Source organism: Burkholderia sp. WAC0059, from assembly GCF_002870125.1.
Lineage (GTDB): Bacteria > Pseudomonadota > Gammaproteobacteria > Burkholderiales > Burkholderiaceae > Paraburkholderia.
The window spans coordinates 96,843-121,782 of sequence record NZ_PNEO01000011.1; the positions used below are offsets into that span (position 1 = coordinate 96,843).

The 24,940-nt window shown below is 66.3% G+C and carries 21 protein-coding genes, 1 tRNA gene and 1 riboswitch; of the genes, 13 read left to right on the forward strand and 9 right to left on the reverse strand.

All coding sequences use genetic code 11. The features are described 5' to 3' along the window. Positions 1 to 32: 32 nt before the first annotated feature. The 3 genes from CY652_RS24030 to CY652_RS13110 all read right to left on the reverse strand — a co-directional run bounded on the left by CY652_RS24030 (position 33) and on the right by CY652_RS13110 (position 1,144). Positions 33 to 245, reverse strand: coding sequence for a hypothetical protein (locus tag CY652_RS24030; protein WP_146010092.1), 213 nt, complete (start codon positions 243 to 245; stop codon positions 33 to 35). 170 nt (positions 246 to 415) lie between these two features. Continuing rightward, positions 416 to 598: a hypothetical protein gene (locus CY652_RS13105; RefSeq protein ID WP_102131144.1), complete on the reverse strand. Its 183-nt coding sequence runs from the start codon at positions 596 to 598 to the stop codon at positions 416 to 418. A gap of 282 nt (positions 599 to 880) precedes the next feature. Beyond that, positions 881 to 1,144: a hypothetical protein gene (locus tag CY652_RS13110; RefSeq protein WP_146010093.1), complete on the reverse strand. Its 264-nt coding sequence runs from the start codon at positions 1,142 to 1,144 to the stop codon at positions 881 to 883. A gap of 151 nt (positions 1,145 to 1,295) precedes the next feature. Between CY652_RS13110 and CY652_RS13115 the strand changes: the two genes are divergently transcribed. From CY652_RS13115 to CY652_RS13140, 6 genes are all read left to right on the forward strand, one after another. Next, positions 1,296 to 1,850, forward strand: a complete 555-nt coding sequence (locus CY652_RS13115; protein WP_102131146.1) for a hypothetical protein — start codon at positions 1,296 to 1,298, stop codon at positions 1,848 to 1,850. A gap of 10 nt (positions 1,851 to 1,860) precedes the next feature. Next, the gene (locus CY652_RS13120; protein ID WP_102131147.1) at positions 1,861 to 2,121 is read left to right on the forward strand and encodes a hypothetical protein; all 261 of its coding nucleotides are present in this window, start codon (positions 1,861 to 1,863) and stop codon (positions 2,119 to 2,121) included. Continuing rightward, positions 2,121 to 4,226: a lytic transglycosylase domain-containing protein gene (locus CY652_RS13125; protein WP_102131148.1), complete on the forward strand. Its 2,106-nt coding sequence runs from the start codon at positions 2,121 to 2,123 to the stop codon at positions 4,224 to 4,226. The genes CY652_RS13120 and CY652_RS13125 overlap by 1 nt, the downstream gene beginning before the upstream one ends. A gap of 133 nt (positions 4,227 to 4,359) precedes the next feature. Further along, positions 4,360 to 4,911 carry a hypothetical protein gene (locus CY652_RS13130; RefSeq protein ID WP_146010094.1) on the forward strand — a complete coding sequence of 184 codons (552 nt, stop codon included), beginning with the start codon at positions 4,360 to 4,362 and terminating at the stop codon, positions 4,909 to 4,911. 64 nt (positions 4,912 to 4,975) lie between these two features. After that, a complete protein-coding gene (locus CY652_RS13135) occupies positions 4,976 to 5,482 on the forward strand; it encodes a hypothetical protein (RefSeq protein ID WP_102131150.1) in 507 nt (168 codons plus the stop codon). A 94-nt stretch (positions 5,483 to 5,576) separates the two neighbouring features. After that, positions 5,577 to 5,927, forward strand: coding sequence for a hypothetical protein (locus CY652_RS13140; protein WP_102131151.1), 351 nt, complete (start codon positions 5,577 to 5,579; stop codon positions 5,925 to 5,927). Positions 5,928 to 6,264: 337 nt separating this feature from the next. Here the strand turns inward: CY652_RS13140 and CY652_RS13145 are convergent, their stop codons facing one another. The 4 genes from CY652_RS13145 to CY652_RS13160 form a co-directional block, all read right to left on the reverse strand. Continuing rightward, complete coding sequence (locus tag CY652_RS13145) at positions 6,265 to 6,813, reverse strand: hypothetical protein (RefSeq protein ID WP_146010095.1); 549 nt, start codon at positions 6,811 to 6,813, stop codon at positions 6,265 to 6,267. Positions 6,814 to 6,847: 34 nt separating this feature from the next. After that, complete coding sequence (locus tag CY652_RS13150; RefSeq protein WP_146010096.1) at positions 6,848 to 7,375, reverse strand: hypothetical protein; 528 nt, start codon at positions 7,373 to 7,375, stop codon at positions 6,848 to 6,850. Positions 7,376 to 7,602: 227 nt separating this feature from the next. Continuing rightward, a tRNA-Arg gene (locus CY652_RS13155) sits at positions 7,603 to 7,678 on the reverse strand. A 146-nt stretch (positions 7,679 to 7,824) separates the two neighbouring features. Continuing rightward, a complete protein-coding gene (locus CY652_RS13160) occupies positions 7,825 to 9,915 on the reverse strand; it encodes a UvrD-helicase domain-containing protein (protein ID WP_102131154.1) in 2,091 nt (696 codons plus the stop codon). Between the two features lie 296 nt (positions 9,916 to 10,211). On the opposite strand from CY652_RS13160, the gene CY652_RS13165 reads away from it, so the two are divergent. From CY652_RS13165 to CY652_RS13195, 7 genes are all read left to right on the forward strand, one after another. Further along, positions 10,212 to 11,264, forward strand: coding sequence for an oxidoreductase (locus CY652_RS13165; protein WP_102131155.1), 1,053 nt, complete (start codon positions 10,212 to 10,214; stop codon positions 11,262 to 11,264). Positions 11,265 to 11,411: 147 nt separating this feature from the next. Next, a complete protein-coding gene (locus CY652_RS13170) occupies positions 11,412 to 11,774 on the forward strand; it encodes a hypothetical protein (RefSeq protein WP_102131156.1) in 363 nt (120 codons plus the stop codon). A gap of 77 nt (positions 11,775 to 11,851) precedes the next feature. Beyond that, positions 11,852 to 11,938: riboswitch (glycine riboswitch) on the forward strand. A gap of 320 nt (positions 11,939 to 12,258) precedes the next feature. Continuing rightward, entirely contained in the window at positions 12,259 to 13,377 is a 1,119-nt protein-coding gene (gcvT, locus tag CY652_RS13175) for a glycine cleavage system aminomethyltransferase GcvT (RefSeq protein ID WP_102131157.1), read from the forward strand. Positions 13,378 to 13,450: 73 nt separating this feature from the next. Then, a complete protein-coding gene (gene gcvH, locus CY652_RS13180) occupies positions 13,451 to 13,831 on the forward strand; it encodes a glycine cleavage system protein GcvH (protein WP_102131158.1) in 381 nt (126 codons plus the stop codon). Positions 13,832 to 13,923: 92 nt separating this feature from the next. Next, complete coding sequence (gcvP, locus tag CY652_RS13185; RefSeq protein ID WP_102131159.1) at positions 13,924 to 16,860, forward strand: aminomethyl-transferring glycine dehydrogenase; 2,937 nt, start codon at positions 13,924 to 13,926, stop codon at positions 16,858 to 16,860. A 141-nt stretch (positions 16,861 to 17,001) separates the two neighbouring features. Further along, positions 17,002 to 18,129: an alginate lyase family protein gene (locus CY652_RS13190; protein ID WP_102131160.1), complete on the forward strand. Its 1,128-nt coding sequence runs from the start codon at positions 17,002 to 17,004 to the stop codon at positions 18,127 to 18,129. A 40-nt stretch (positions 18,130 to 18,169) separates the two neighbouring features. After that, positions 18,170 to 19,558 carry an L-serine ammonia-lyase gene (locus CY652_RS13195; protein ID WP_102131161.1) on the forward strand — a complete coding sequence of 463 codons (1,389 nt, stop codon included), beginning with the start codon at positions 18,170 to 18,172 and terminating at the stop codon, positions 19,556 to 19,558. A 96-nt stretch (positions 19,559 to 19,654) separates the two neighbouring features. On the opposite strand, the gene CY652_RS13200 is transcribed toward CY652_RS13195, so the two are convergent. Beyond that, a complete protein-coding gene (locus CY652_RS13200; protein ID WP_102131162.1) occupies positions 19,655 to 20,803 on the reverse strand; it encodes a branched-chain amino acid ABC transporter substrate-binding protein in 1,149 nt (382 codons plus the stop codon). Positions 20,804 to 20,881: 78 nt separating this feature from the next. Continuing rightward, positions 20,882 to 24,832, reverse strand: a complete 3,951-nt coding sequence (putA, locus tag CY652_RS13205) for a trifunctional transcriptional regulator/proline dehydrogenase/L-glutamate gamma-semialdehyde dehydrogenase (protein WP_102131163.1) — start codon at positions 24,830 to 24,832, stop codon at positions 20,882 to 20,884. Positions 24,833 to 24,940 lie beyond the last annotated feature (108 nt).

A 24,940-nucleotide genomic window follows, 5' to 3' on the forward strand; every position in this document is an offset into this window, starting at 1 on the left:
GCCGCTCCGGTTCACGCCGCAGCGGCTTTCTTTTATGCCGTTCGCCTCGCGCCGAAGTTCGGGTTGCCCTTGCGACGCATGCCGCTTCTCGCGGCAAACGCGGCCGCAGGACGTTCCTTCATCGCATAGATGACGGCCAACCTGATAAATTCGCTCTTCGTCAGGCCAAGCGACGCGGCAGCACTTTCCACCTCAGCGCGGAACTCCGACGAAGTAACGAACGTGATGTTTGCGTTTCCTTGCATCTGTCGCTCCTTGGCGCGTTCGGTACGGCTCTATTCTCGCGTCTTAACTCGTGTCCATTTACGCCATTGTCGCGCCATCCGCTCCGAAGGGGCTGATGGCCCTGACACCGCAAGCGGACAAAGGCCCGCGACCAAGAAAGCCGCGAGCCATCACCGCGCCGGAGCACCGTTCAGCGGTCGAACCAAGTTTTGATGTTGCCCAGGTGCTTGTCGGTGCGGTCGTCCATCACGTCCACCGCCCAGTGCAGGCAGTAGAGCGCCGCAACAATCTCGCGGTTTTTCTTTTTGATGCCAAGGCGTTCCGCGACGATCATCGCGTGCTGATAACGTTGTTCGAACAGGGTCATGCCCATCTGTCTATCCTCAGAAAATTCGCGCGAACGAGCGGAGACCGCTGCGTGCTCGCGGCGATTTAAGTCAATAAGGGTGGGTTGTTCGCTTCTTATGCCGTTTGAACCGCATTGCGCGATTCGAGCGAACTAGACAGACGGCGGGGTATGCCGGTGCTCTCTCTGAGCAAGGCCAATACTAGATCAGCGCCGCTCGCATCGCAATCTGGCACCACTTAATATATGACTTTGTGAGGACACTCTTTTCGTGTAGGCGAGTCCACGCGCCGCCCGATCCGGGTGTATCTAAATGTCCGATTCGTCGGATTCGCCATCCCCACCCATCAGCACGGCCAACTCTGCCGAAGTCTTGAACTTGCCCGGTAGCAGTTGAACGGCGGACCGCAATTCTTGCGCTTCGGCGCGTCGAGCCTCTCCACCGGCCCGATGCGACTGCGCTATTAGCGCACGCTCGACCGACATGCGCGGCTCCGTCAGCGATGCGCTTGTGACAGTTCCGGTCGAAAACAATTTCCCGCCGATGTAGGTACGAGATTCGAACCTTGCCATGACCTTATCCATTCCAACGTAATTCGGGCGCTGGAATTATCTCCCGCGCGTTGCTGCGGCCACGTACACCGGGAACACCTATATTCACGACTAAGGCGTAACAAACGACTCACGCCGCCTTCTTATTACTCACTAAGGATCACTAACTGTTATGACAACCGGAATCGCTCAACGCTCCCAGCTCGAATTCATCCGCATCCGAGAATGTGACGACGCGCGCAACACGCTTTTGCCGGACGACTTCGCATCGCGGCCCGTCATGCGCGCCATCACCACGCCGCACGACCGACGCACTCACGCCACGCTCCGCGCCATCGGCTTCGGTCGCTTCGAATCCTTCGCGGCAGTGTTCGGTAAGTACCTCATCGCCGCTCCCGAAGCGCTCGATGCAGCAGCCGGCCACTACGAAGGTTCCAGCCTCTTCGAAGCCGAACTGCTGTTCGCACTCGGCACGCTCGGCGGCAAACGTGATGCCGAACTCGACGCCCGAGTTTCGGAACTCACGCACCACGCGTCGGACGTGGCTCGCGCCGTCAGTATGGCTCTGAGCGACAACGTGTACGACAAGAGCCTCCACCGCCAGCCCACCGACAGCCTCGCGCTTGGCGGCATCCTCAACGCGCACGCTGCGGAACTGGAAGAGAAAGACGCCTTGGGGCGTGGCGACGGCACGGCTCACTGGGATCGCAAACTCGAAGGCGAGTAAGGAGACCGACGTGCAAACGCCCGTCCCGCCCGCACAACTCGTCGCGAAGGCCAGAACCGGCTTCACGCGCGACGGGCGCGTAACGGTCGAATCCACGGAGCTACAGCGCATCGCGCAGGAAGCGGGCTGCCGCGTCGGAAGGCACGCGCGGCTCTCTCATGCCATGAAGGCACTCGGCGCGGAGCGAATCGCGAACGGCCATGAAGGTGTCCGCTACGCCTTCTCCATCCCGACCATCGCGCATATTCGCGAACAATTTAAGGATCAGTAATGGCGGAAGACCTCGACAAATTCGTGCTCCAGTACCAAGTGGACCTCAAGGACAGTATCAAGCGCCTTGAGATGCTACAGGACAAGATGAGCAAGGTTGGTGACGGCAGCAAGAACAGCGCCAACAAGATGAAGCAGTTCGCCGCAGACGCGTCAAGCGAACTCGGCAAGCTCGTGCCCGGTCTCAACGCAGTGTCGTCCGCTGTCCGCGTGATGGGTGCGGAGTTCGCCGCCGCTACGGTCGCACTCGGTTTTCTCGCGGCGGGCGTGAAGTCCGTAATGGATATGCGTGAGAGGTACAACATGCAGCGTTCCGAAGGGATGCAGTTGGGGGTATCGGCAACGCGGGTCGAAGACTATCAGCGCAAGATGGTCCGCATGGGGCGCGGCTACGTTACGCGCGACTCGGCGCTGGAAGGCGTCAAGACCTTCTCCGACATGGCGAATGCTGCCTATACGGACCCGTCCCGCCTTGGCCGCGAAGCCCGCACCATGCGTATGCTCGGTGTCGATGTAGGCGCACGCGGCGAAGCTGCGACCGGCACGAACACGCGCCTCACGCAGTTGGCAACGCACCTTCAAGGCATGTCCGCCGGTCAGGTCCAAGGCATCGCAAAGTCCACCGGCCTTAATCAAGATTGGCTGCTCACGCTCCAGCGGCTGGGTCCGTCCATCGGCAAGATCACGGACATGACCTCGCAGGAAATCGCGGAGCGTGAGAAGGCAGAGGCGTCACTTTCCAAGTACAACGATTCTGTCTCACAACTGACGGAGCAGTTCACGCGTGCGGAGAACGTGCTGGCGCAGCAACTTTTGCCGACGTTCACGAAGTTCGTTGATCTTCTCACCGACGTGGCCAAACTCATTCCTACCGCAGCCCACAACCTTAGTGAACATCCGGTCGGCCAGATCAAGCATAACGCGTACACCCCCAGCAAAGCGACGGGCTGGCTCGGCATGGCGCGGCGTCTCCTTCATATTTCCGATCCGGTTGCGGACGAGCCGAAGAAGGAAGGTGCAGCGGACAAACAGCAAGCGAAGCAAGCGCAGAAGAAGGAGCAAGACAAGCGCGATGCGGCCGTGGACAAGATGGATGAATCGAACAAGCAAGGCTTGCAGACAGCCAATCAAATGTCGCTCGCCGTCAATATGTTCGCGGGCGCAGTCCAGTCGTTCTCTTCGGCCATCAATATTCAGCAGGCGTGGGCCGCATGGGCGGGTGAGATCGGACGCGCAAGCAATCTTCCCGGCTCGACCGGCTCCGGCGCACCAACACTGTCAGGCGGCGGTCGCGGGAACTGGACGGCGAACCAATACGCGTCGCAGATCAAGTCCGCGTCGGACAAGTACGGCGTGGACCCGCAGATGGTCTATTCGATCATGATGGCCGAATCGACCGGGCGCAACGGGCAATATAGCTCGACGGGCGCGGGCGGTCTCATGCAGGTCACGCACGGCAACTGGAAGGCTTACGGAAACGGCGCGGACGTGATGGACCCGGCAAGCAACATCATGGTCGGCACCCGAATCTACGCGGAGAACTTAAAGCGCTTCAACGGCGATCAAGCCGCAGCCCTGCGCGCGTACAACGGCAACAGCGATCCGAACTATGTCGCGAAAGTATCCGGCTTTTACGGTGGCAACGTTCACGGCATCGGTGAGAGCAAAGAGAAGATCAACATTCGCAACGTCCAGCAGAGTATCGCGGACTGGCTCCACGTTCCAGTTGACCAGATTCAGCGCGGCGGCGTTTCTCGCGGCGATGCGTCATGGGCACGCTCGCAGATAGAAGCGGGCATCCAGAACAACATCTACGGCATCCAGAAACAACTCGCCGTGGGCGGCCTGCCGCAGCAAGATTACGCGAAGCTGCAACGGGAACTCGTCGCACAATCGCGCGGCCTTGACCTCATGCGCCAATACGCAGGCGGCGTTGTGGATCGCCAGCCGGTCGGCGACCGACAACGCACTATCGGGGAAATGCCGATCACGATCAACATTAACGGCGTGACGGACCCGAAGGCCGTCGGACAAGCGGTGAACGACGCGTTGCGTAAGAGCATGACTGATTTGCTGGTGAATAACGCGACGGGGATCAAGGGTTGATTTGCCACGTTTCCGGTGTTTACGTTGGTGACGGCGGACACCGAACGACAACGATACTTACGACTAAGGCGTGACAATCGGATCGCCGGTCAACCAGTATTCATCAGGAATACTATCTATTAAAGGAACCATCATGGCAACCATCCAACATAACACCCTCATTCGAGACCGCATGAACGTCAAGCAGAACGCGAAACCGCAGCCCCGTTCGCGCCGCACCACCGACACGGTCTCGCCGTCCGTTCGCGGCATCCGCACCATCGCCCCTTCCACTATCGGCATCGCAGACCGCGAATATTTCAGCCGCATCGCGAAAGTGGCTCAAGCCGCAGGCGATGCGCTCGCCATCTGCCAAAAGCTCCGCGCGACCGGCGATGCCACAGCCATGAAGACCGCAGACGCAGCCATCAAGCCCATCGGCAAGCTGCTCGATTCGCTCGATTCGATCCTGCGCGAGCAGAACGCCCAGCAGAACACGGACGATCCGGAACAAACGGTCACGGAGACCCACGGCACCAGCGCCGTGAGCGCGGCCAGCGATGCCGCCATCCGCCACGCCCGTTTCAGCGTCGCACAGGACAACGCCGAAGCGCTCGGCGCAGTGAACCCGGCCCGCCTCGCCGCAGGTCTACCGGACGACGTGCCCGAAGACGTGTACGAGCACATGAAGAACCTGTCGAAGTAACGCACAGCCAGCCGCACTCTTCACCGGGCGCGGCCATCAATATTTATCAGGACCACTATAAATCATGAATAAAGAACTCGCGACAACCTTCTTGTTCGCCAAACTGTGCCGCTCGATCAACACTATCCCAAACTTCAAGCCGTGCTTCGATAACGTCCAGCTTGTATCGAACGTGACGAAACTCGACGGCAAGCTGTCCATGTTCAACGGCGCGTTCCGCACGCCCAACGGCTGGCTCGTCTTCCCGTTCACCATCACCTTCTCGACTGGCACGCAAGGCGATCAGGTCAGCGGCCTTTGGCAACTCGCGCTCGCTTCTGCTGCTCGGCGAAACGAGCGCGTGTGGGCGTTCCTCTCGATCATCGACTATCTAATCGACACCGGCCTGTTGCCGAAACGCTCGCGCGAAGACCACAAGGAGCGCATCAGCAAGGGCGGCTCTAAGCCTGATATCGAGTATGCCATCACCAAGTATGACGACTTCTGCGAACGGGCGGCAAAAGACCTTCCATACGATACGTCGGAAGTCGTGCTGGCGCATCTCAAGTACGGCGATATGGCTGCAGCATGACGACCAGACGCGCGGCGGTACTCGCAGTTGCAGCGATGTACTTCGCCGCGCGAATAACCGGAATCATTTTCAGTTTGTTTGAGGGGAAGAAGTAATGAGCGTCATTGACGACTTGTTGGTCAAGATGTACGGCGAAATCGCGCAGAACCCGGATGCGCCGTTTGAAGAACAGCACGACGCTCTTCAGCACATCGCCCTTCGCGTCGGCGCGATCAGCGTGTTTCGCGATTCGAAGGGCATTCGGCACGTTTCGCCGCGAATGCTGTACCACGAGACCGTGGAGCAACTTCTCAAATGGGAGAAGGAAGACGGCGCAATCTATCTCCCGGCGCACGTCGCCCGCCCGATGAAGGTCAAGTCGGACCCGGACGCGTACTCCCTCAAAGGCGGCGGCGGAACCGGAGCGCTCAAGGGTGCAAGGATCGGAAAGAGAAAGCCGCGCTGACCGCATAGAACGTGCCCAGACGGCTCCGCGCGCGGGCCGTCCCACCGAACCCTAAGCCCGCTGCGCCGACCGCCTAGCGGGCTTCTTCTTACCCCCGCTCCTACACTCGGCGCGGCGACCCTAGCCGGTATCCGTCCACGCGCCGATTGATCCGCGCTTTATATCGTGTCTGTTCGGGCAGCACCCGTCCTTTCCGAGTCCTACGCCGCAGCGGTCCCGCTCCCGCGCACACGGCGACCGCCTAAATAGGGTAGGGACTAGCTCGTAGGCCAGACGTTTTTGAAATCCATTTTTATGCGTATGGGCGTCTTGAAGTCCATAATCGCCCTCGCCGCATCTACCTCGCCGCATCTACCTTGCCCCACCAATCATCCACGATATAGGTGTTGACTCTATCCCAGTAGCGGTAAGCACTATTCCCGATTTGCTGGTCGGCGTTCGCCGGTGCCAGCACGCAGATCAGCCCAAGACCGGTGATGGCACTCTGCGGCAGGGTCATTGATTGGTTTTGAATGTCCACCGAAAAAACTTGGTGACCATCAGCAATCTGGATGGTTACTCCGAATCCGTCCGGTAGCTCGTCACCGTGGGCTAGGCTGCAACGAAACTTTTCGTACACGATGTCAGCAAACGTGACTCCAATCTTTCCTTTCGCGTCCTTGAAGGGGAACAACGTCTCCACCAAGTTGATGCCGCCAAACATTAACTCAACGATGTCCATATTGTCGTTGATGAATTTTCGAAAGCGCGGTCCGACCTGGCTGATGTGGGTGTAGGTCTTTTTGGCCGTGCCGTCGATAGCTAGGCACGCGTACAGCATCGCTTGATCCATATCCTGCTTGTCAAGCGCATCGAGCGAATGCTTTATGTGATCGGCAATCTTCACCTGTCGCGTCCTATGCTGCAGCGGGTTGATCACGCTACGGTTTTTGGCCCATCCGTGCCGCTGCGATAGCGGTCTGCTGCTGGCCGATTTGACGTCTAATATCATCGTCCGCGGCAAGCTCGCCGCGATACTTCTCGACCAATTTGGACAGGCTCGTTTTGATCTTGTGCACGGCCACTAGCTCCGTCTCCAACTGCGCTTCGGACAGGGCGGCAAAGTCGGTTCCTTCGCTCAGAATGGCCGCCGCGATCTTTGCTACTTCCGCGCGATCAGCCTCAAGCGTCCTTTCCCAGACGACCATATTGCCTGATTTGTAAAGTCCTCTGGCAGCTAGGGTTGCTCTTCTGGAGCCTTCCGCCGAAGACATCAATTCTCGAAAGGTTGTAACGGCTTCGCGCACCTCTTCCAAATCCTTGCGAAGCGCTAGTCGCATGTCCAGCGCCTTGATCTGGTTGCTGCGCCGGTACGCGATATAGCCCATGACCGCGCCAGAGATGCCGGTCAGCATGCCGACAATCCCAGACATCACGCCAACGTAGTCCGTCCAGCTTGGATTAGGCATTTAGCCTCCCGCATGGGTACTTTTCACGTGAACATTCTGCCACTGGACATGACGTGACCAGCAGAACTGCCTACCGAGTCCGGCAGAGTAAAATAACGGCACCCGAGCAATACCGCTCAGGGCAATCAAGCAGAAATCGTCGGACTCGTATAGGACGCGCGGTGTGCGCTGAGGACAGATTCAGGTTTGCGGCCATTAGCCTAACCACTTGAATCTAAAGAAATTCTTGGCGCGCCCGGCTGGGATCGAACCAGCAACCCCTGCCTTCGGAGGGCAGTACTCTATCCATTGAGCTACGGGCGCTTCGGCGGGAGCGCACCGTCATGATGGAAATAACGGTGCGATAGTGAGACCGAGAGCATACCCGGTTTCGCCCAGAGCGTCCACCGCGCCCGGTTCATCGGGGCCGAAGCACGCGCGGACCTGCCGGCGGCCACGGAGGCGCTCGCTCACTCCTTCTGCAACAGCGCCTTCAAACTCGCGAGCCGGTCCTTCGGCGACATCGGCGCCTCGTCGGCGGTCGGCGGCGGCGCTTCGTCGAGCCCCATCTCGGGGACGAAACGCGACTGCTCGCACACCACCGTCTCCCGCGCGCGCTTGCGCTTCCTGCACCAGTTCAGATGCAGGCTGCGCTGCGCGCGCGTAATCGCGACGTACATCAGCCTCCGCTCCTCCTCGATGCGCGCGGCGTCGACCGTCTCGTCGTCCGCGCCGCCGCGGTGGGGCATGATGCCCTCCTCGACGCCCACGAGAAACACGTGCGGATACTCGAGCCCCTTCGCGGCGTGAACCGTCGACAGCCGCACCGCGTCCGGGTCCTCGTCCCGGCCTTCGAGCATTGACATCAACGCGATGGTCTGGACGAGGCCGAGCAGGTTCTTGCCGGTGTCGGCGAGACCGTCGGCGCTGTCGTAACCGGTCGCCTCGCCCTCCTCGCCGATTTCGGGCTCGGGCTTCGTGCCCTTGCGCTTGAGCCACTCCAGAAACTCCAGCACGTTCTGCCATTTCGACTGCGCCTGGCGCTCGTCGAACGCGTCGTACAGGTAGGCTTCGTAATGGATCGCCTCCATCAGGTCGTCGAGGACGGCGCTCGCCGGGTCCTTGTCGGCCCGCTCGGTCAGGCGCTGCATGAAATCGCAGAACGCGCGCATGGGCTCGATCTGCCGCGCGGCAAGCCGCGCCTCGATGCCGCCCATGTAGACGGCCTCGAATAGCGACACCTTCGCCTGCCCCGCGAACGCGCCCAGCGCCTCGAGCGTCGTGTTGCCGACGCCGCGTCGCGGCGTCGTGATCGCGCGGATGAACGCGGGATCGTCGTCGGGGTTCGCGATGAGCCGCAGGTACGCGCAGAGGTCCTTGATCTCGGCGCGATCGAAAAACGACTGGCCGCCCGAGAGCACGTAGGGAATCCGCTCGCGCCGCAGCACCTGCTCGAACACGCGCGCCTGGAAGTTGCCGCGATAAAGGATCGCGTAGTCGCGAAACTGCGCGCGCCGCTCGAACTTGTGGGCGGAGAGGCGAAACACGACCGATTCGGCCTCGTGCTCCTCGTCGTTGCAGGGCGTGACGGTGATCGAATCGCCCATGCCGTGCTCGGACCAGAGCTTCTTCTCGAAGAGCTTCGGGTTGTGGGCAATCACGTTGTTCGCGGCGGTCAGGATGCGCACCGTCGAACGGTAGTTCTGCTCGAGCTTGACGACGTGCAGCTTCGGAAAGTCCGTCTGTAGCTGCGCGAGGTTTTCGAGCGTGGCGCCACGCCAGCCGTAGATGGCCTGGTCGTCGTCGCCGACGGCCGTGAACGCGGCGCGCGGCCCGGCCAGCAGCTTGAGCAGCGAGTACTGGCACGCGTTGGTGTCCTGGTACTCGTCAATGAGCAGATAGCGCAGCCGGTTCTGCCAGCGCTCGCGCACGGGCTCGTTCTGCGCGAAGAGTTCGGTCGGCAGGCGGATCAGGTCGTCGAAGTCGACGGCCTGGTACGCGTGCAGCGTGGCGACGTAGTTGCGATAGACGATGGCCGCCTGGTGCTCGTCCTCGTTCGACGCCGTGGCAAGCGCCTCCTCGGGCGTGACGAGCCCGTTCTTCCAGAGCGAGACGATCGACTGCATCTTGCGGATGAAGCCCTTGTCGGTGGAGCCGACCTGCTCCTGGATCATCGCGAAGCAGTCGTCCGCATCCATGATGGAGAACTGCGGCTTGAGCCCGACGTGCTCCGCCTCCTGCCGCAGGATCTGCACGCCGAGCGAGTGGAACGTGCAGACGGTGAGCTGGCTCACCGGCACCTTGCGGCCTTCCTTGCCCGGCGTGGTGAGCGTCTTGCCTTCGAGCAGTTTGCCCACGCGCTCGCGCATTTCGGCCGCGGCCTTGTTCGTGAACGTGACGGCCGCGATGTGGCGCGGCTCGAAACCCTTCGTCTCGATCAGGTACGCGATCTTCTGCGTGATCACGCGCGTCTTGCCGCTGCCTGCGCCGGCGAGCACGAGACAGGGACCGTCGAGATAGCGCACCGCTTCGCTTTGGGCGGGATTCAGGCCTGCGGACATCGTTGCTGGAAAGGAAAGACTTGGGGGTACGGCACGGGGAAGTCGCGCGGACGCGGCACGCGGCGCCGGCGCGGCGCGAAACGGGCGAGCGGCGCTCGGGCCGGCCCGTCTCGAGCGCCCAGATGTTAACACGAGTCGGGGCGGCAGCCGGAGCGCCGTCACCCGTCGCGCGAGCTCCGGATGCCGCGCGCATCCAGCCCGCGCGGCATCCGCCGCCATGCCACAATGGCGCCTTCCGCGCGCCCCCGCCGGCAACGGCGGCCGGCCCGGCACACCGCTTTTTGCAGGAAGCCCGCATGCCTTCGTCCGCCCCGCTGAAAATCGGCCTGACCGGTTACGGCTTCGCCGGCCAGACGTTTCACGCGCCCGTCATCGCGCACTGCGGCGCGGCCGTCGTCGCCGCGATCGCAACGAGCCAGGCCGAACGTGCCCGCGCCGATTTTCCCGAGGCTGCCGTCGTCCCCGATCTCGACGCGCTGCTTGCCCTCGACGATCTCGACTGCATCGTGATCGCCACGCCGAACGACACGCATTTCGCACTGGCCGAACGCGTGCTCGCGGCCGGCCGCCACGTCGTCGTCGACAAGCCCGTCACGCTCAGCGCCGCCGAGGCGCGCGCGCTCGCCGATTTCGCCCGTGCGCGCGGCCTGCTGTTCGCGCCGTTCCACAACCGCCGCTGGGACGGCGACTTCATCACCGTGCGCGCGCTTCTCGAGAGCGGCCGGCTCGGCCGCGTCACGCATTACGAATCGCACTTCGACCGCTTCCGGCCGCTCGTGCGTCCGCGCTGGCGCGAGGACGCGACGCGCGGCGGCGGCCTGCTCTACGACCTCGGGCCGCATCTCATCGACCAGGCGCTGGCGCTCTTCGGCGCGCCCGAGACCGTCGGCGCCATCGTGAAGACGCATCGCGAGAACGGCGCCGCGCCCGACTACGTGCATCTGATGCTCGGCTACGCGCGGCACGAGGTGCTATTGCATGCGAGCGCGCTCGCCGCGTTCGCGCCGCGCTTCGTCATCCACGGCACGCACGGCAGCTATCTGAAGCACGGCCTCGACGTCCAGGAAGATCAGCTCAAGAGCGGGCTGCGCCCCGGCCATCCGGACTTCGGCGCCGGCAACGCGCCGGGCCGGCTGCACGTGCTCGAGGACGGGCAGGAAACCGAGCGCGCGCTGCCGACGGCCGACGGCGACTACGCCGGGTTCTACCGCGCGCTCGCGGCGACGATCCGCGAAGGCCGGCCGTTCCCGGTCGGCGCGCAGGATGCCGTCGACGTGATGCGCATCGTCGAGCTCGCGACGGCCAGCGCCGGGGAAGGCCGCACGCTGCCGTTCGCGCGCGAGCGCTGAACACCGCATGACGAACCGGCTTCCAGTCCGCTGACGCCGCCGAAAGGAATAAACCGTTACAAACGCACCCGGCCGCGCGGTCATCGAAAAGCGCCGGCCGGGCGTTTGCGGACGGTACTACGGTATGAACCACAAGGAGAACCGCCCATGTCCCGCCTGCTTCGTCTGCTCGCCGCCGCCGCGCTCGCCTCGACGCTCGCCGCCTGCGTCGTCACGCGGCCGATCGGCCAGCAGCCGCGCCCCGCGCCCGCCCCCACGCAGCACGATTTCGCGCTGGAGCGGCTGCGCCAGGTGGACGGCCGGATCGACGACATGGGGCGCCACATCGACATGCGCGTGGGCCAGGGCGCGTACCCGCAGGCGCAGGGCGCCCAACTGCACCATCGCCTCGACGTGATCCGCGAAGAGGCGCACAGCATCGCCTCGCAGCACGACGGCGGCCTCTCGAGCCCGGAACAGCGGATGCTGAACGACGAGCTCGACACGGCCGGACACGTGATCGACGAATAAGGGACAGCGCGCCCGCCTCCGCTATTTTTCTCACGTTGACACACCCCCCGCGCGTCGCGCACAATCGCCACGCGCGCCGGGAGAGCGCGCCGGACGGCCTCATCGGGGCCGACACCCGGCGCCGCCGAAGGGGCAACCCACAAACTCTCAGGCAAAAAGGACCGTGCGCGCCGGACCGCCGATTTCGCCGCTGCTTACGTACGACGTATGCGGACGAACCCGGCGCCAAGGTCCGCACTCTGGAGAGCGGCGGTAGGCCCTTGCGAACGCCATGCACCCGTGCATGCGCTGCCGCCGGTCAGGCTGCCCACCGAAGGGGCGCGCGCCGGTCCATGCGGAATCTTCCGCGCGGAGCGGCGCAATCTCTCAGGTACCGAGGACAGAGGGGCCATGCATGAAGCGCTTACGGGCATACCGCCCGCAAGGTTTCGATGCATGGCCCTTTTTTGTTTTCGCCGACCGTTTCCGGCAGTGCCGAGGCCCCATGACCGAACTTAAACACACCCCGCTCAACGCCACCCATCGCGCGCTCGGCGCCCGCATGGTCGATTTCGGCGGTTGGGACATGCCCGTCAACTACGGCTCGCAGATCGACGAGCACCACGCGGTGCGCACCGACGCGGGCATGTTCGACGTGTCCCACATGTGCGCCGTCGACTTCTCGGGCGCGAAGGCGCGCGCGTTCTTCGAGCATGCGCTCGCCAACAACGTCGGGAAGCTCAAGACGGCCGGCCGGGCGCTCTACTCGTGCATGCTGAATCCGCAGGGCGGCGTCATCGACGATCTGATCGTCTACTACTTCGCCGAGGACAATTTCCGCGTCGTCGTCAACGCGGGCACGGCCGAGAACGACATCGCCTGGTTCGGCAAGCTCAACGCCGACGGCGGCTTCGGCCTTGCGATCACGCCGCGCCGCGATCTCGCGATCGTCGCCGTGCAGGGCCCCGACGCGCGCGAGAAGGTCTGGCGCGTCGTGCCCGGCGCGCGCAGCGTCACCGAGCCGCTCAAGCCGTTCAACGCCGCGAAGGTCGAGGCGACGCCGTTCGGCGAGTTGACGATCGCGCGCACCGGCTACACGGGCGAAGACGGTTTCGAGGTGATCGTGCCCGCGAACGTGGTGGGCGAGTTCTGGGACGCGCTGGCGCGCGAGGGCGTGAAGCCCTGCGGGCTCGGCGCGCGCGACACGCTGCGCCTCGAGGCCGGCATGAACCTCTACGGCCAGGACATGAACGAGCAGGTCTCGCCGCTCGACGCGGGCCTCGCCTGGACCGTCGATCTCGCGGCGCCGCGCGACTTCGTCGGCCGCGCCGCGCTCGAAGCGGCGGGCTCGCGCGCCGCGTTCGTCGGCCTGATCCTGCAGAAGGAAAACGGCAAGGCGGGCGGCGTGCTGCGCGCCCACCAGAAGGTCGTCACGCCGCACGGCGAGGGCGAGATCACGAGCGGCACGTTCTCGCCGACCATGCAGGAATCGATCGCGTTCGCGCGCGTGCCGACGGGCGTGCAGCCGGGCGACGCCGTGCAGGTCCTGATCCGCGATAAGGCGCTGCCCGCGCGCGTGGTAAAACTGCCGTTCGTGCGCAACGGCAAGGTCCTCGCGGCCTGAGTCCGATCCGCGCGCGGTCCATCCGGTTTCAAGCTTTCTACCCTATTACCTGCATTTAGCACTGGAGCATCCCATGAGCATCCCGGCCGATCTGAAATACACCGAATCGCACGAATGGGTCCGCGTCGAAGCGGACGGCACGCTGAGCGTCGGCATCACCGACCACGCGCAGGAAGCGCTCGGCGACATCGTCTTTCTGGAACTGCCCGAAGCCGGCAAGACCGTGGGCGCCGGCGACGCCGTCGCCGTGATCGAATCGGTGAAGGCCGCTTCCGACATTTACGCACCGGTCGCGGGCGAAATCGTCGAATCGAACGCGAGCCTCGTCGACGCGCCCGACCAGGTGAACGGCGAGCCCTACGCCTCGTGGCTCTTCAAGATCAAGCCGGCGGCCGGCGTCTCGCTCGACTCGCTGCTCGACGCCGCCGCCTACGGCAAGGCCATCGGCGCTTAAGCGCCGTCGCTCAAGGCACTTAAAGTTCAGGCTGCCGGCCCGACCCAACCGACAAGGCGCGGCGCCCGCCGCCGCGCCGGCAGGAACCCTTCATGAAGCTCGAACACCCGGATCGTCCGATGAATCGCCCCTCTCTCTCGCTCGCGGCGCTCGAAGTGCGCGACGCCTTCGCCGCACGGCACCTCGGCCCCGACGCGGCCGACCAGCAGGCCATGCTCGACGCGCTCGGCTTTTCCTCGCGCGACGCGCTGATCGACGCGGTCATCCCGGCCGCCATCCGGCGCGCCGACGCGCTGCCGCTCGGCCCCTTCGCCGCGCCGCGCGGCGAGGCCGAGGCACTCGCCGCCCTGCGCGCGCTGGCCGACCAGAACCAGGTGTTTCGCTCCTACATCGGGCAGGGCTACTACAACACGCATACGCCGACCGTCATCCTGCGCAACGTGCTCGAAAACCCGGCGTGGTACACGGCCTACACGCCCTATCAGCCGGAAATCTCGCAGGGCCGCCTCGAGGCGCTGCTGAACTTCCAGCAGATGGTGATCGACCTGACGGGCCTCGACATCTCGAACGCGTCGCTGCTCGACGAGGCCACGGCCGCCGCCGAGGCAATGACGCTGCTGCAGCGCATGGGCAAGTCGAAGTCGAACGTGTTCTACGTCGCCGACGACGTGCTGCCGCAAACCGTCGAAGTCGTGAAGACGCGCGCGACGCCGGCCGGCATCGAGGTGAAGGTCGGCCCGGCCGCCGACGCCGCGAACGCCGGCGCGTTCGGCGTGCTGCTCCAGTACCCGGGCGCGAACGGCGACGTGCGCGATTACCGCGCGCTCGCCGAAGCCGTTCATGCGGCCGGCGGCTACGTTGTCGCCGCCGCCGACCTGCTCGCGCTCACCGTGCTCGCGCCGCCGGGCGAATGGGGCGCGGACGTCGCGGTCGGCAACACGCAGCGCTTCGGCGTGCCGATGGCGTTCGGCGGCCCGCACGCGGCCTACCTCGCCGTGCGCGACGACTTCAAGCGGCAGATGCCGGGCCGTCTCGTCGGCGTGACCGTCGACGCGCAGGGCAACCCGGCGCTGCGCCTCGCGCTGCAGACGCGCGAGCAGCACATCCGTCGCGAGAAGGCGACCTCGAACGTCTGCACCGCGCAGGCGCTGCTCGCGATCATGGCCAGCATGTACGCGGTCTATCACGGCCCGCGCGGCCTCGAAACCATCGCGCTGCGCGTGAACCGCAGCGCCGCGATCCTCGCCGCCGGCGCGCAAAAGCTCGGCTACGCGCGCGTGAACGAAACGTTCTTCGACACGCTGACGTTCGAAACCGGCACGCGCACCGCCGCGCTGCACGAAGCCGCGCGCGCGCGCGGCATGAACCTGCGCCGCGTGAGCGAGACGCGCGTCGGCGTCTCGGTCGACGAGACGACCACGCGCGCCGATCTCGCCGACCTGCTCGCGGCGTTCGCGCAAGTCGCGTCCGCAAGCGACGTGCCGGCCGTGGACGCGCTCGACGCCGAACTGGCCCAGACCGGCGCGCCGACGCTGCCGGTCGCGCTCGCGCGCCAGAGCGCGTACCTCACGCATCCGGTGTTCAACCGTCACCACTCGGAAACCGAAATGCTGCGTTACCTGCGCAGCCTCGCGGACAAGGACCTCGCGCTCGACCGCACGATGATTCCGCTCGGCTCGTGCACGATGAAGCTGAACGCGACCTCGGAAATGCTGCCCATCACGTGGCCCGAGTTCGGCCAGATTCACCCATTCGCGCCCGCCGGGCAGACGGTCGGCTATCGCGAGATGATCGACCAGCTCGAACAGATGCTCGTGGCCGCCACCGGCTACGCGGCCGTGTCGCTGCAGCCGAACGCGGGCTCTCAGGGCGAGTACGCGGGTCTGCTCGTCATCCGCGCCTACCATGCGTCGCGCGGCGAGGGCCATCGCAACGTCTGCCTGATTCCAGCCTCCGCGCACGGCACCAATCCGGCCTCGGCGCAGATGGCGGGTCTGCAGGTCGTCGTCGTGGCCTGCGACGCGCAGGGCAACGTCGACATCGCCGACCTGAAAGCGAAGGCGGCCCAGCACGCCGACAAGCTTGCCGCCATCATGATTACCTACCCGTCGACGCACGGCGTGTTCGAGCAGAACGTGCGCGAGATCTGCGAGATCGTGCACGCGCACGGCGGCCAGGTGTACGTCGACGGCGCGAACATGAACGCGATGGTCGGCCTGACGGCGCCGGGCCAGTTCGGCGGCGACGTCTCGCACCTGAACCTGCACAAGACCTTCTGCATCCCGCACGGCGGCGGCGGGCCCGGCGTCGGCCCGGTCGCCGTCGGCGCGCACCTCGCGCCGTTCCTGCCGAACCAGCGCTCGACGGGTTACGTCCGCGGCGAACAGGGCATCGGCGCGGTCAGCGCGGCGCCCTACGGCTCGGCCGCGATCCTGCCGATCTCGTGGATGTACGTCGCGATGATGGGCGCGCGCAACCTCACGGCCGCAACGGAAGTGGCGATCCTCAACGCGAACTACGTCGCGAAAAAGCTCTCGCCGCACTACCCGGTGCTTTATTCCGGCCCGGGCGGGCTCGTCGCGCACGAGTGCATTCTCGACCTGCGCCCGCTCAAGGACGCGAGCGGCATCACCGTCGACGACGTCGCCAAGCGCCTGATCGACTACGGCTTCCACGCGCCGACCATGAGCTTCCCGGTGCCGGGCACGCTGATGGTCGAGCCGACCGAATCGGAGCCGAAGGAAGAGCTCGACCGCTTCATCGACGCGATGATCGCGATCCGCGAGGAAATCCGCGCCGTCGAGGAAGGCCGCGCGGACAAGGAGGACAACCCGCTGCGCCACGCGCCGCACACGGCCGCCGTCGTGATCGCGAACGACTGGCCGCACGCCTACTCGCGCGAGACGGCGGCTTACCCGCTGCCGTCGCTCGTCGCGCGCAAGTACTGGCCGCCGGTCGGCCGCGCCGACAACGTCTACGGGGATCGCAACCTGTTCTGCTCGTGCGTGCCGGTCTCCGAGTACGCGTAACTGCCGCCCCGCGCGGCGCGACCGCCCGCTGGCCCGCGCCGCGCCGGCGCGCGGCCGGCGCTCGCGCCGCCGTCCATCGACGCAAATCCGCCGCAAACCGTTAACATCACACACCTGTCAGCCCTGACCAAGGAGTCCCGCATGGTGCGGAAGGTGCGAACGGCAACAATCGGACCGGTGCGCGGCGCGCACCCGGCCGCCCGGAAACGGATTGCGATGCTGGCGGCGGCCACCCTGCTCGCGCTGGCGAACGCCGCCCACGCGGCGATGAACTTCTGCGCGGCGCCCGCGCTGCAATCGAGCGAGCGCACCAATGCCGACCCCGGCGTGAAAGCGCTCGTGGCCTACGTCCTCGCCCATGTGAACGACGCGCCCCATCCGCTCGCGCAGCTCCACACCCAGGGCCTGCTGCCGCACGAGGGCGCGTACGACCAGAGCGTCGCGGCCGAGCAGGACTTCGACCTGATGCGCGACGCCGCGCTCGCCTGGCGGGCGACGAGCGACGACCGCTACCTGCGCCTCGTCGACCGCTTCCTGGCCGCCTGGGTCGCGACCTACCAACCGAGCTTCAACCCGATCGACGAAACCCGTCTCGAGGGGCTGATCCTCGCCTACGACATGACCGCGAGCGCGCTGCCCGTCAGGACGCGCAACGAGACGATGGCGTTCCTCACGCGGCTCGGCAACGGCTACATCGCCCAGATCGACGCGCAGCCGCGGCCGCTCAAGGGCGACTTCGCGAACAACTGGCAAAGCCACCGGATCAAGCTGATCGCGATGGCCGCGTTCACGCTCGACAACCGGCGAATGATCCTCGCGGCGCAGCGGCTCTTCGTCGAGCACATCGGCGACAACATCGCGCCGGACGGCGCGACGCTCGACCTCTCCGAGCGCGACGCGCTGCACTACGTCACCTACGACCTGCAGCCGCTCGTCACGGCGGCGCTGGCCGCGCGCCGCCACAACCGCAACTGGCTGATCCAGCGGGGCAGCAACGGCGCGTCGCTCGCGCTCGCCCTGAACTGGCTCGCGCCGTACGCGCTCGGCACGCGCACGCACGACGAGTTCGTCCACTCGGACGTGCCGTTCGACGCGCGGCGGCGCGCGGCGGGCCTGCCCGGCTACTCGGGCGAATGGGACCCGCAGAACGCCGCCGAACTGTTTCACCTCGCCGCCCGTCTCGACGGGCGTTACGTACCGATCGCGCGCAAGCTCGCGCCCACCCCGCCGGCGTGGCTGGCGGTCTGCCTGCCGCTGCCGGCGCGCTGAGCTTGCCGCACTCTCCATTCCGTCAGCAGGAGCGCCCCTCATGGCCGTCAGCGTTTTCGACCTCTTCAAGATCGGCATCGGGCCGTCCAGTTCGCATACGGTCGGGCCGATGCGCGCGGCGCTCATGTTCGCCGAAGGGCTCGAACGCGACGGCCTGCTCGACGCGGCGGCCTCGGTCAAGATCGAGCTGTACGGCTCGCTCGGCGCGACCGGCAAGGGCCACGGCACCGACCGCGGCGTCATGCTCGGTCTCATGGGCGAAGTGCCCGACACCGTGAACCCCGACACCATCGCGAGCCGGCTCGACGCCGTGCAAAGCTCGCGCACGCTCGCGCTGCTCGGCCGGCACACGGTGCCGTTCGTGCAGAAGGAGCACTTCGCGTTCTACCGCCAGGCGCTCGCCGAGCACCCGAACGGCATGAAGCTGCGCGCGCTCGACGCGGCCGGCGCGACGCTGCGCGAGTCGACCTATCTATCGGTGGGCGGCGGGTTCGTCGTGACGGCGGGCGCGCCGAACACGAAGGTGCTGTCGGCGGCGGCCCAACTGCCGCATCCGTTTCGCTCGGCCAACGAGCTGCTCGCGCGCTGCGAGGAAACAGGCAAGTCCATCGCGCAGCTCATGCTCGAAAACGAGCGCGCCTCGCTCGACGACGCGGCCATCCGCGCCGGCCTGCTGCGCATCTGGGAGGTCATGCAGTCGTGCGTGTCGCGCGGTTGCGGCATCGACAATCCGGGCGCCGAAGGCACGCTGCCGGGTCCGCTCCAGGTGAGGCGCCGCGCGCCGCAGCTCTACCGCACGCTGACGCGCAACCCCGAGCGCGCGCTGCAGGACCCGCTGTCGATGATCGACTGGATCAATCTCTACGCGATCGCCGTCAACGAGGAGAACGCGGCCGGCTCGCGCGTCGTGACGGCCCCGACCAACGGCGCGGCCGGCATCGTGCCGGCGGTGCTGCACTACTACGTGCGCTTCACGCCCGGCGCGAACGACCAGGGCGTGATCGACTTCCTGCTCACGGCCGCCGCGATCGGCATTCTCTACAAGCTCAACGCGTCGATCTCGGGCGCCGAAGTCGGCTGCCAGGGCGAGGTCGGCGTGGCCTGCTCGATGGCGGCCGGCGCGCTCGCCGCCGTGCTCGGCGGCACGCCGCGGCAGGTCGAGAACGCCGCCGAGATCGGCATGGAGCACAACCTCGGCCTGACCTGCGACCCGGTCGGCGGCATGGTGCAGATTCCCTGCATCGAGCGCAACGCGATGGCCTCGGTGAAGGCCGTCAACGCGGCGCGCATGGCGCTGCGCGGCGACGGCGCCCACTACGTCTCGCTCGATTCGGTCATCAAGACCATGCGCGAAACCGGCGCGGACATGAAGACGAAGTACAAGGAAACCTCGCGCGGCGGGCTCGCGGTCAACATCGTCGAGTGCTGATGCGCCGACGCCGGCCCGCGCGCCGGCCCCGCAAACGAAGAAGCCCCCGGCCGTCAAAACCGGGGGCTTCGTTTTTCGACGGGTACAGCGGTGGAATTAGCGGCCGCCCACGCTCTGCAGCGTCGTCCACTGGCCGTCGACGACCTTGTACAGCGTGATGCCGCCGTTCTTCAGGTCGCCGTGCGAGTCGTACGCGAGATCCTTGGTCGTCACGGCCGGCATGCTCGTCTTCGCGAGGAACGGCAGATACTTCGCCGGGTCGGTCGAGTCCGCCTTCTTCATCGCGGCGAACATCGCCATGGCGCCGTCGTAGGCATAGGGCGAATAGGTCTGCACGTCCTGGCCGAAGCGCTTGCGGTACTTCTCGACGTAGGCGCTGCCGCCGGGCATCTGGTCGAGCGGCAGGCCGGCCTGCGAGGCGAGCGAGCCGTTGGCCGCGGCGCCGGCGATCTTCAGGAACGTCGGCGAGTGGATCATCTCGCCGCCCATCAGCGGCGCCCTGATGCCGAGCGACTTCATCTGCCTGACCATCGGCGCCGCCTGCGTGTCCGCGCCGCCGTAGTAGATGAGATCCGGATTCACCGCCTTCAGCCGGGTCAGGATCGACTTGAAGTCGATGGCCTTGTCGGTGGTGTACTCGCGCTCGACGATGGTCCCGCCGGCCGCCTTCGCTGCCTTCGCGAACTGGTCGGCGAGGCCCTGGCCGTAGGCCGTGCGGTCGTCGACGATCGCGATGCGCTTCATGCCGAGCGACTTCACCGCGAACGTGCCGGCCACCGAACCCTGCTGCGTGTCCGAGGTCATCATGCGGAACGTCGTCCTGAAGCCCTGCTGCGTGTATTCGGGCGCCGTCGCCATCGCGATTTCGGGAATGCCCGCGTTCGCGTAGATGCGCGAGGCCGGGATCGTCGTACCCGAGTTGAAGTGGCCGAGCATGCCCTTGATGCCGTCGTCGACGAGTTTCTGCGCGACGGTCGTGCCCGTGCGCGGATCGGCCTGGTCGTCGGCCGAATCGAGCACGAAGCGCACGCGCTGGCCGCCGATCACCGGTTTCGTCGCGTTCTCGTCCTCGAGCGCGAGCGTGATGCCGTTCTGGAAATCCTGCCCGTAGTGTGCCTGCGCGCCCGTCATCGGGGCGGCGAAGCCGATCTTCACGTCCTCCACCTGCTGCGCCTGCGCGGTCCCCGCCAGCGACAGGACCGCAACGAGCGTTGCGCCTGCCAGCTTCGTCATCGTGTGCTGCATAGATTCTCCTTGATACCAGATAGAAACGGAGCGGCTTCGGGGTCCCCCCGCCGCTTCTTTATTGAGCCGACCGGAAGATCAACCGATCGTCATCAAATTCGCGTTGCCGCCCGCCGCCGCCGTGTTCACGCTGACCGAACGCTCGGCGACAAGCCGCTCGAGCGCGTAGTCCTGCGCGTAATCGTCCCCGCCGTTCGCGAGCGCGCCCGCCGCCACGCCCTGCACCGACACGATCGGCCCCGGACGCTTCGCGACCTCGCGCGCGAGCGCGAGCAGCTCGTCGCTGTCGCCCTCGAAGAGCACGGCGTCGAAGGCCGCCTCGGCGCCGTTCTTCACGCCCGCGTGAGACTTGAGCGCCGCCGGCAGCGCCGCGACGAGCGCCTGGCCGGCCGGGCCGTCGAAAAGGGCACGGTTGCCGGTCGCGAGCGCGGCCGCGAACTGCGCGCGCGCGCCGCTCTCCGTCGCCGCCACGCAGAGCACCGTGCCGCGCGCGGAGAGCGAATACGTATTGCGCTCGCCGGTCGGGCCCGGCAGCGCCGCAGTCGCGCCGGCCGGCAGGTGTTCGAGGTAGCCGTCGCAGCGCGCGGCGAGCGCCGGCTCGCCCTCGGCGATCAGCCAGTCGCGCAGCGCCGCCAGCGCGGACTGCGGATTGTCGCCGTTTTCGCCGCGCGGCGCATCCGACACCAGCGCGCGCGCGAGCGCCGCCGGCAGACCGGCCGGGCGCCGCGCCAGCAGGCGCGACAGGTAGAGCGGACCGCCCGCCTTCGGCCCCGTGCCCGACAGCCCCTCGCCGCCGAACGGCTGAACGCCGACCACCGCGCCGATCACGTTGCGGTTCACGTAGATATTGCCGACGTGCGCCGCGTCGATCACGTGCGCGATCGTTTCGTCGATCCGCGTGTGGATGCCGAGCGTGAGCCCGTAGCCGGTTGCGCGAATCTGCCCGAGCAGACGGTCGAGCTGGCTGCGGCGGTAGCGGATCACGTGCAGCACGGGGCCGAACACCTCGCGCTTCAATTCGTCGAGGCTGTCGATCTCGATGAGCGTCGGCGGCACGAACGTGCCCTGCGCGCAGCCTTCCGGCATCGGCAGTTGCTCGACCTTGCGGCCCTTCTCGCGCATGGCCGCGACGTGTGCCTCGATGCTGCGCTTCGCGTCCGCATCGATCACGGGGCCGACGTCGACCGAGAGCCGGTCCGGGTTGCCGACCGTCAGCTCGCGCATGGCGCCCGTCAGCATGTCGAGCGTGCGTTCCGCGACGTCCTCCTGCAGGCACAGCACGCGCAGCGCCGAGCAGCGCTGGCCGGCCGAATCGAAGGCGGACTGGAGCACGTCCGCCACCACCTGCTCGGCGAGCGCCGACGAATCGACGATCATCGCGTTCTGGCCGCCCGTCTCCGCGACGAGCGGAATCGACCGGCCGTCGGGGTCGAGCCGGCCCGACAGCGTCTGGTTGATGAGGCGGGCCACGTCGGTCGAACCCGTGAACATGACGGCCCGCGTGCGCGGATCGGCCACGAGCGCGGCGCCAACGGTCTCGCCATCGCCGGGCAGCAACTGCACCGCGCCGGCCGGCACGCCGGCCTCGCGCAGGATCCGCACGGCCTGCGCGGCGATCAGCGGCGTCTGCTCGGCGGGCTTCGCGAGCACCGTGTTGCCGGCCGCGAGCGCGGCGGCGACCTGGCCCATGAAGATGGCGAGCGGGAAATTCCACGGGCTGATGCAGACCACGGGCCCGAGCGGGCGGTGCGTATCGTTCGAGAATTCCGTGCGAATCTGCGCCGAGTAGTAGCGCAGGAAGTCCACCGCCTCGCGGATTTCGGACACGGCGTTCGACAGCGACTTGCCCGCTTCGCGCACGATCAGGCCCATCAGCGTGTGCATCTGCGCTTCGAGCAGGTCGGCGGCGCGCGCGAGGCAGTCCGCGCGCGCATCGACGGGCGTCGCCTGCCAGATCGGCGCGGCGGCCACCGCGTACGCGAGCGCGGCGCTCACGTGCTCGGGCGTCGCCTCGACCACGGTGCCGACGAGGTCGCGCTGGTCGGCCGGGTTGCGCACATCGCGCGGCGTGCCGATCGCCTTGCCGTCCGCGGGCTCGTCGTCCTCGAGCATCGGCGCGGCGCGCCATGCGTGGTGCGCGCCCGCGAGCAGCGCCGAGGAGAGCGAGGCGAGCCGGTGTTCGTTGGACAGATCGAGCCCCGTCGAATTGCGGCGCTCGCTGCCGTAGAGGTCGCGCGGCAGCGGAATCTTCGCATGCGGCGCGCCGGGCGGCACGACCTTCGCCGCTTCCTCGACGGGATTCGCGACGAGTTCCTTCACCGGAATGCTCTCGTCGGCGATGCGGTTGACGAACGACGTGTTCGCGCCGTTCTCGAGCAGCCGGCGCACGAGGTAGGCGAGCAGCGTTTCGTGCGTGCCGACCGGCGCATAGACGCGGCACGGCCGGTTCAACCGTTCGCGGCCCGTCACCTCCTCGTAGAGCGGTTCGCCCATGCCGTGCAGGCACTGGAATTCGTACTGGCCGGGATAGTAGTTCTGGCCCGCGAGGTGGTAGATCGCCGAAAGCGTATAGGCGTTGTGCGTGGCGAACTGCGGATAGACGGCATCGGGCGCGCCGAGCAGCTTCTTCGCGCAGGCGAGGTAGGACACGTCGGTGTAGATCTTGCGCGTGTAGACGGGATAGCCTTCGAGCCCGTCCACCTGGGCGCGCTTGATCTCGCTGTCCCAGTACGCGCCCTTCACGAGACGCACCATCAGCCGGTGGCGGCTGCGCCGCGCGAGGTCGATCAGGTAGTCGATGACGAACGGGCAGCGCTTCTGGTAGCCCTGCACGACGAAGCCGATGCCGTTCCAGCCCGCGAGCCCGGTGTCGAAGCACAGCGCCTCGAGCAGATCGAGCGAAAGCTCGAGCCGGTCGGCTTCCTCGGCGTCGATGTTCAGGCCGATGTCGTAGCGGCGCGCGAGCAGGGCCAGCGCGCGCACGCGCGGCAGCAGCTCGCTCATCGTGCGCTCCTGCTGCGCGCGCGAATAGCGCGGATGCAGCGCCGAGAGCTTGATCGAGATGCCCGGCCCCTCGTAGATGCCGCGTCCGCCCGCCGCCTTGCCGATGGCGTGGATCGCCTGCTCGTAGGAGGCGTAGTAGCGCTGCGCGTCCGCCTCGGTGGTCGCCGCCTCGCCGAGCATGTCGTACGAATAGCGGAAACCGCGCGCCTCGTACTTGCGGCTGTTCGCGAGCGCCTCGGAGATGTTCTCGCCCGTCACGAACTGCTCGCCCATCAGGCGCATCGCCATGTCGACGCCCTTGCGGATGAGCGGCTCGCCGCCCTTGCCGATCATCCGCGTGAGCGCCGACGAGAGGCCCGCCTCGCTATTGGTCGTCACGAGCCGGCCCGTGATCATGAGCCCCCAGGTCGCCGCGTTGACGAACAGCGACGGCGCGTGGCCGAGATGCGATCTCCAGTCGCCCTTGCTGATCTTGTCGCGAATCAGCGCGTCGCGGGTGGCGCGGTCGGGAATGCGCAGCAGCGCCTCGGCGAGGCACATCAGCGCGATGCCTTCCTGGCTCGACAGCGAGAACTCGTGGATCAGCCCGTCGACGCCGCCGCCGGTGCGCTTCGCGCGCAGCGTCTCGACGAGGCCCGCGGCCATCTTTTCGACCTCGGCGGCCATGCCGGCCGGCAGCCGCGCCTCGCCGATCAGGAACGGCACGCACTCGGGCTCGGGCCGGCGGTAGGCGGCCGTGATCGCCGCGCGCAGCACCGATTGCGGCTGCACGTTCTGCGCGAATTCGAGGAACGGGTGCGTCGAGCCTTCCTCCTCGGCCTCGACGGCCGCGCCGTCGGTCAGCTCGGTAGTGCCGGAGTGGCCTGCCAGTTCGGGCGGAAGCTGGCCGTGCTCGATCCGTTCGAGGTAGGCGAAGATGGCCTGCTTGATCAGCCAGTGCGGGGTGCGTTCGAGGCGCGTCGCGGCATCTTTCAGCCGGGCGCGCAGGAGATCGTCTACTTTGACGCCGAGTGTGGTGCTTGCCATGATTTTTTTCTCACACCGGCTGACCTGCGCCGGCCCAGGACCGAAAAGTTCGGCGCAATCCTACGCTGCCCAATAAAAAGGTGCAACCCAATTCGAGATTGGGTTGCA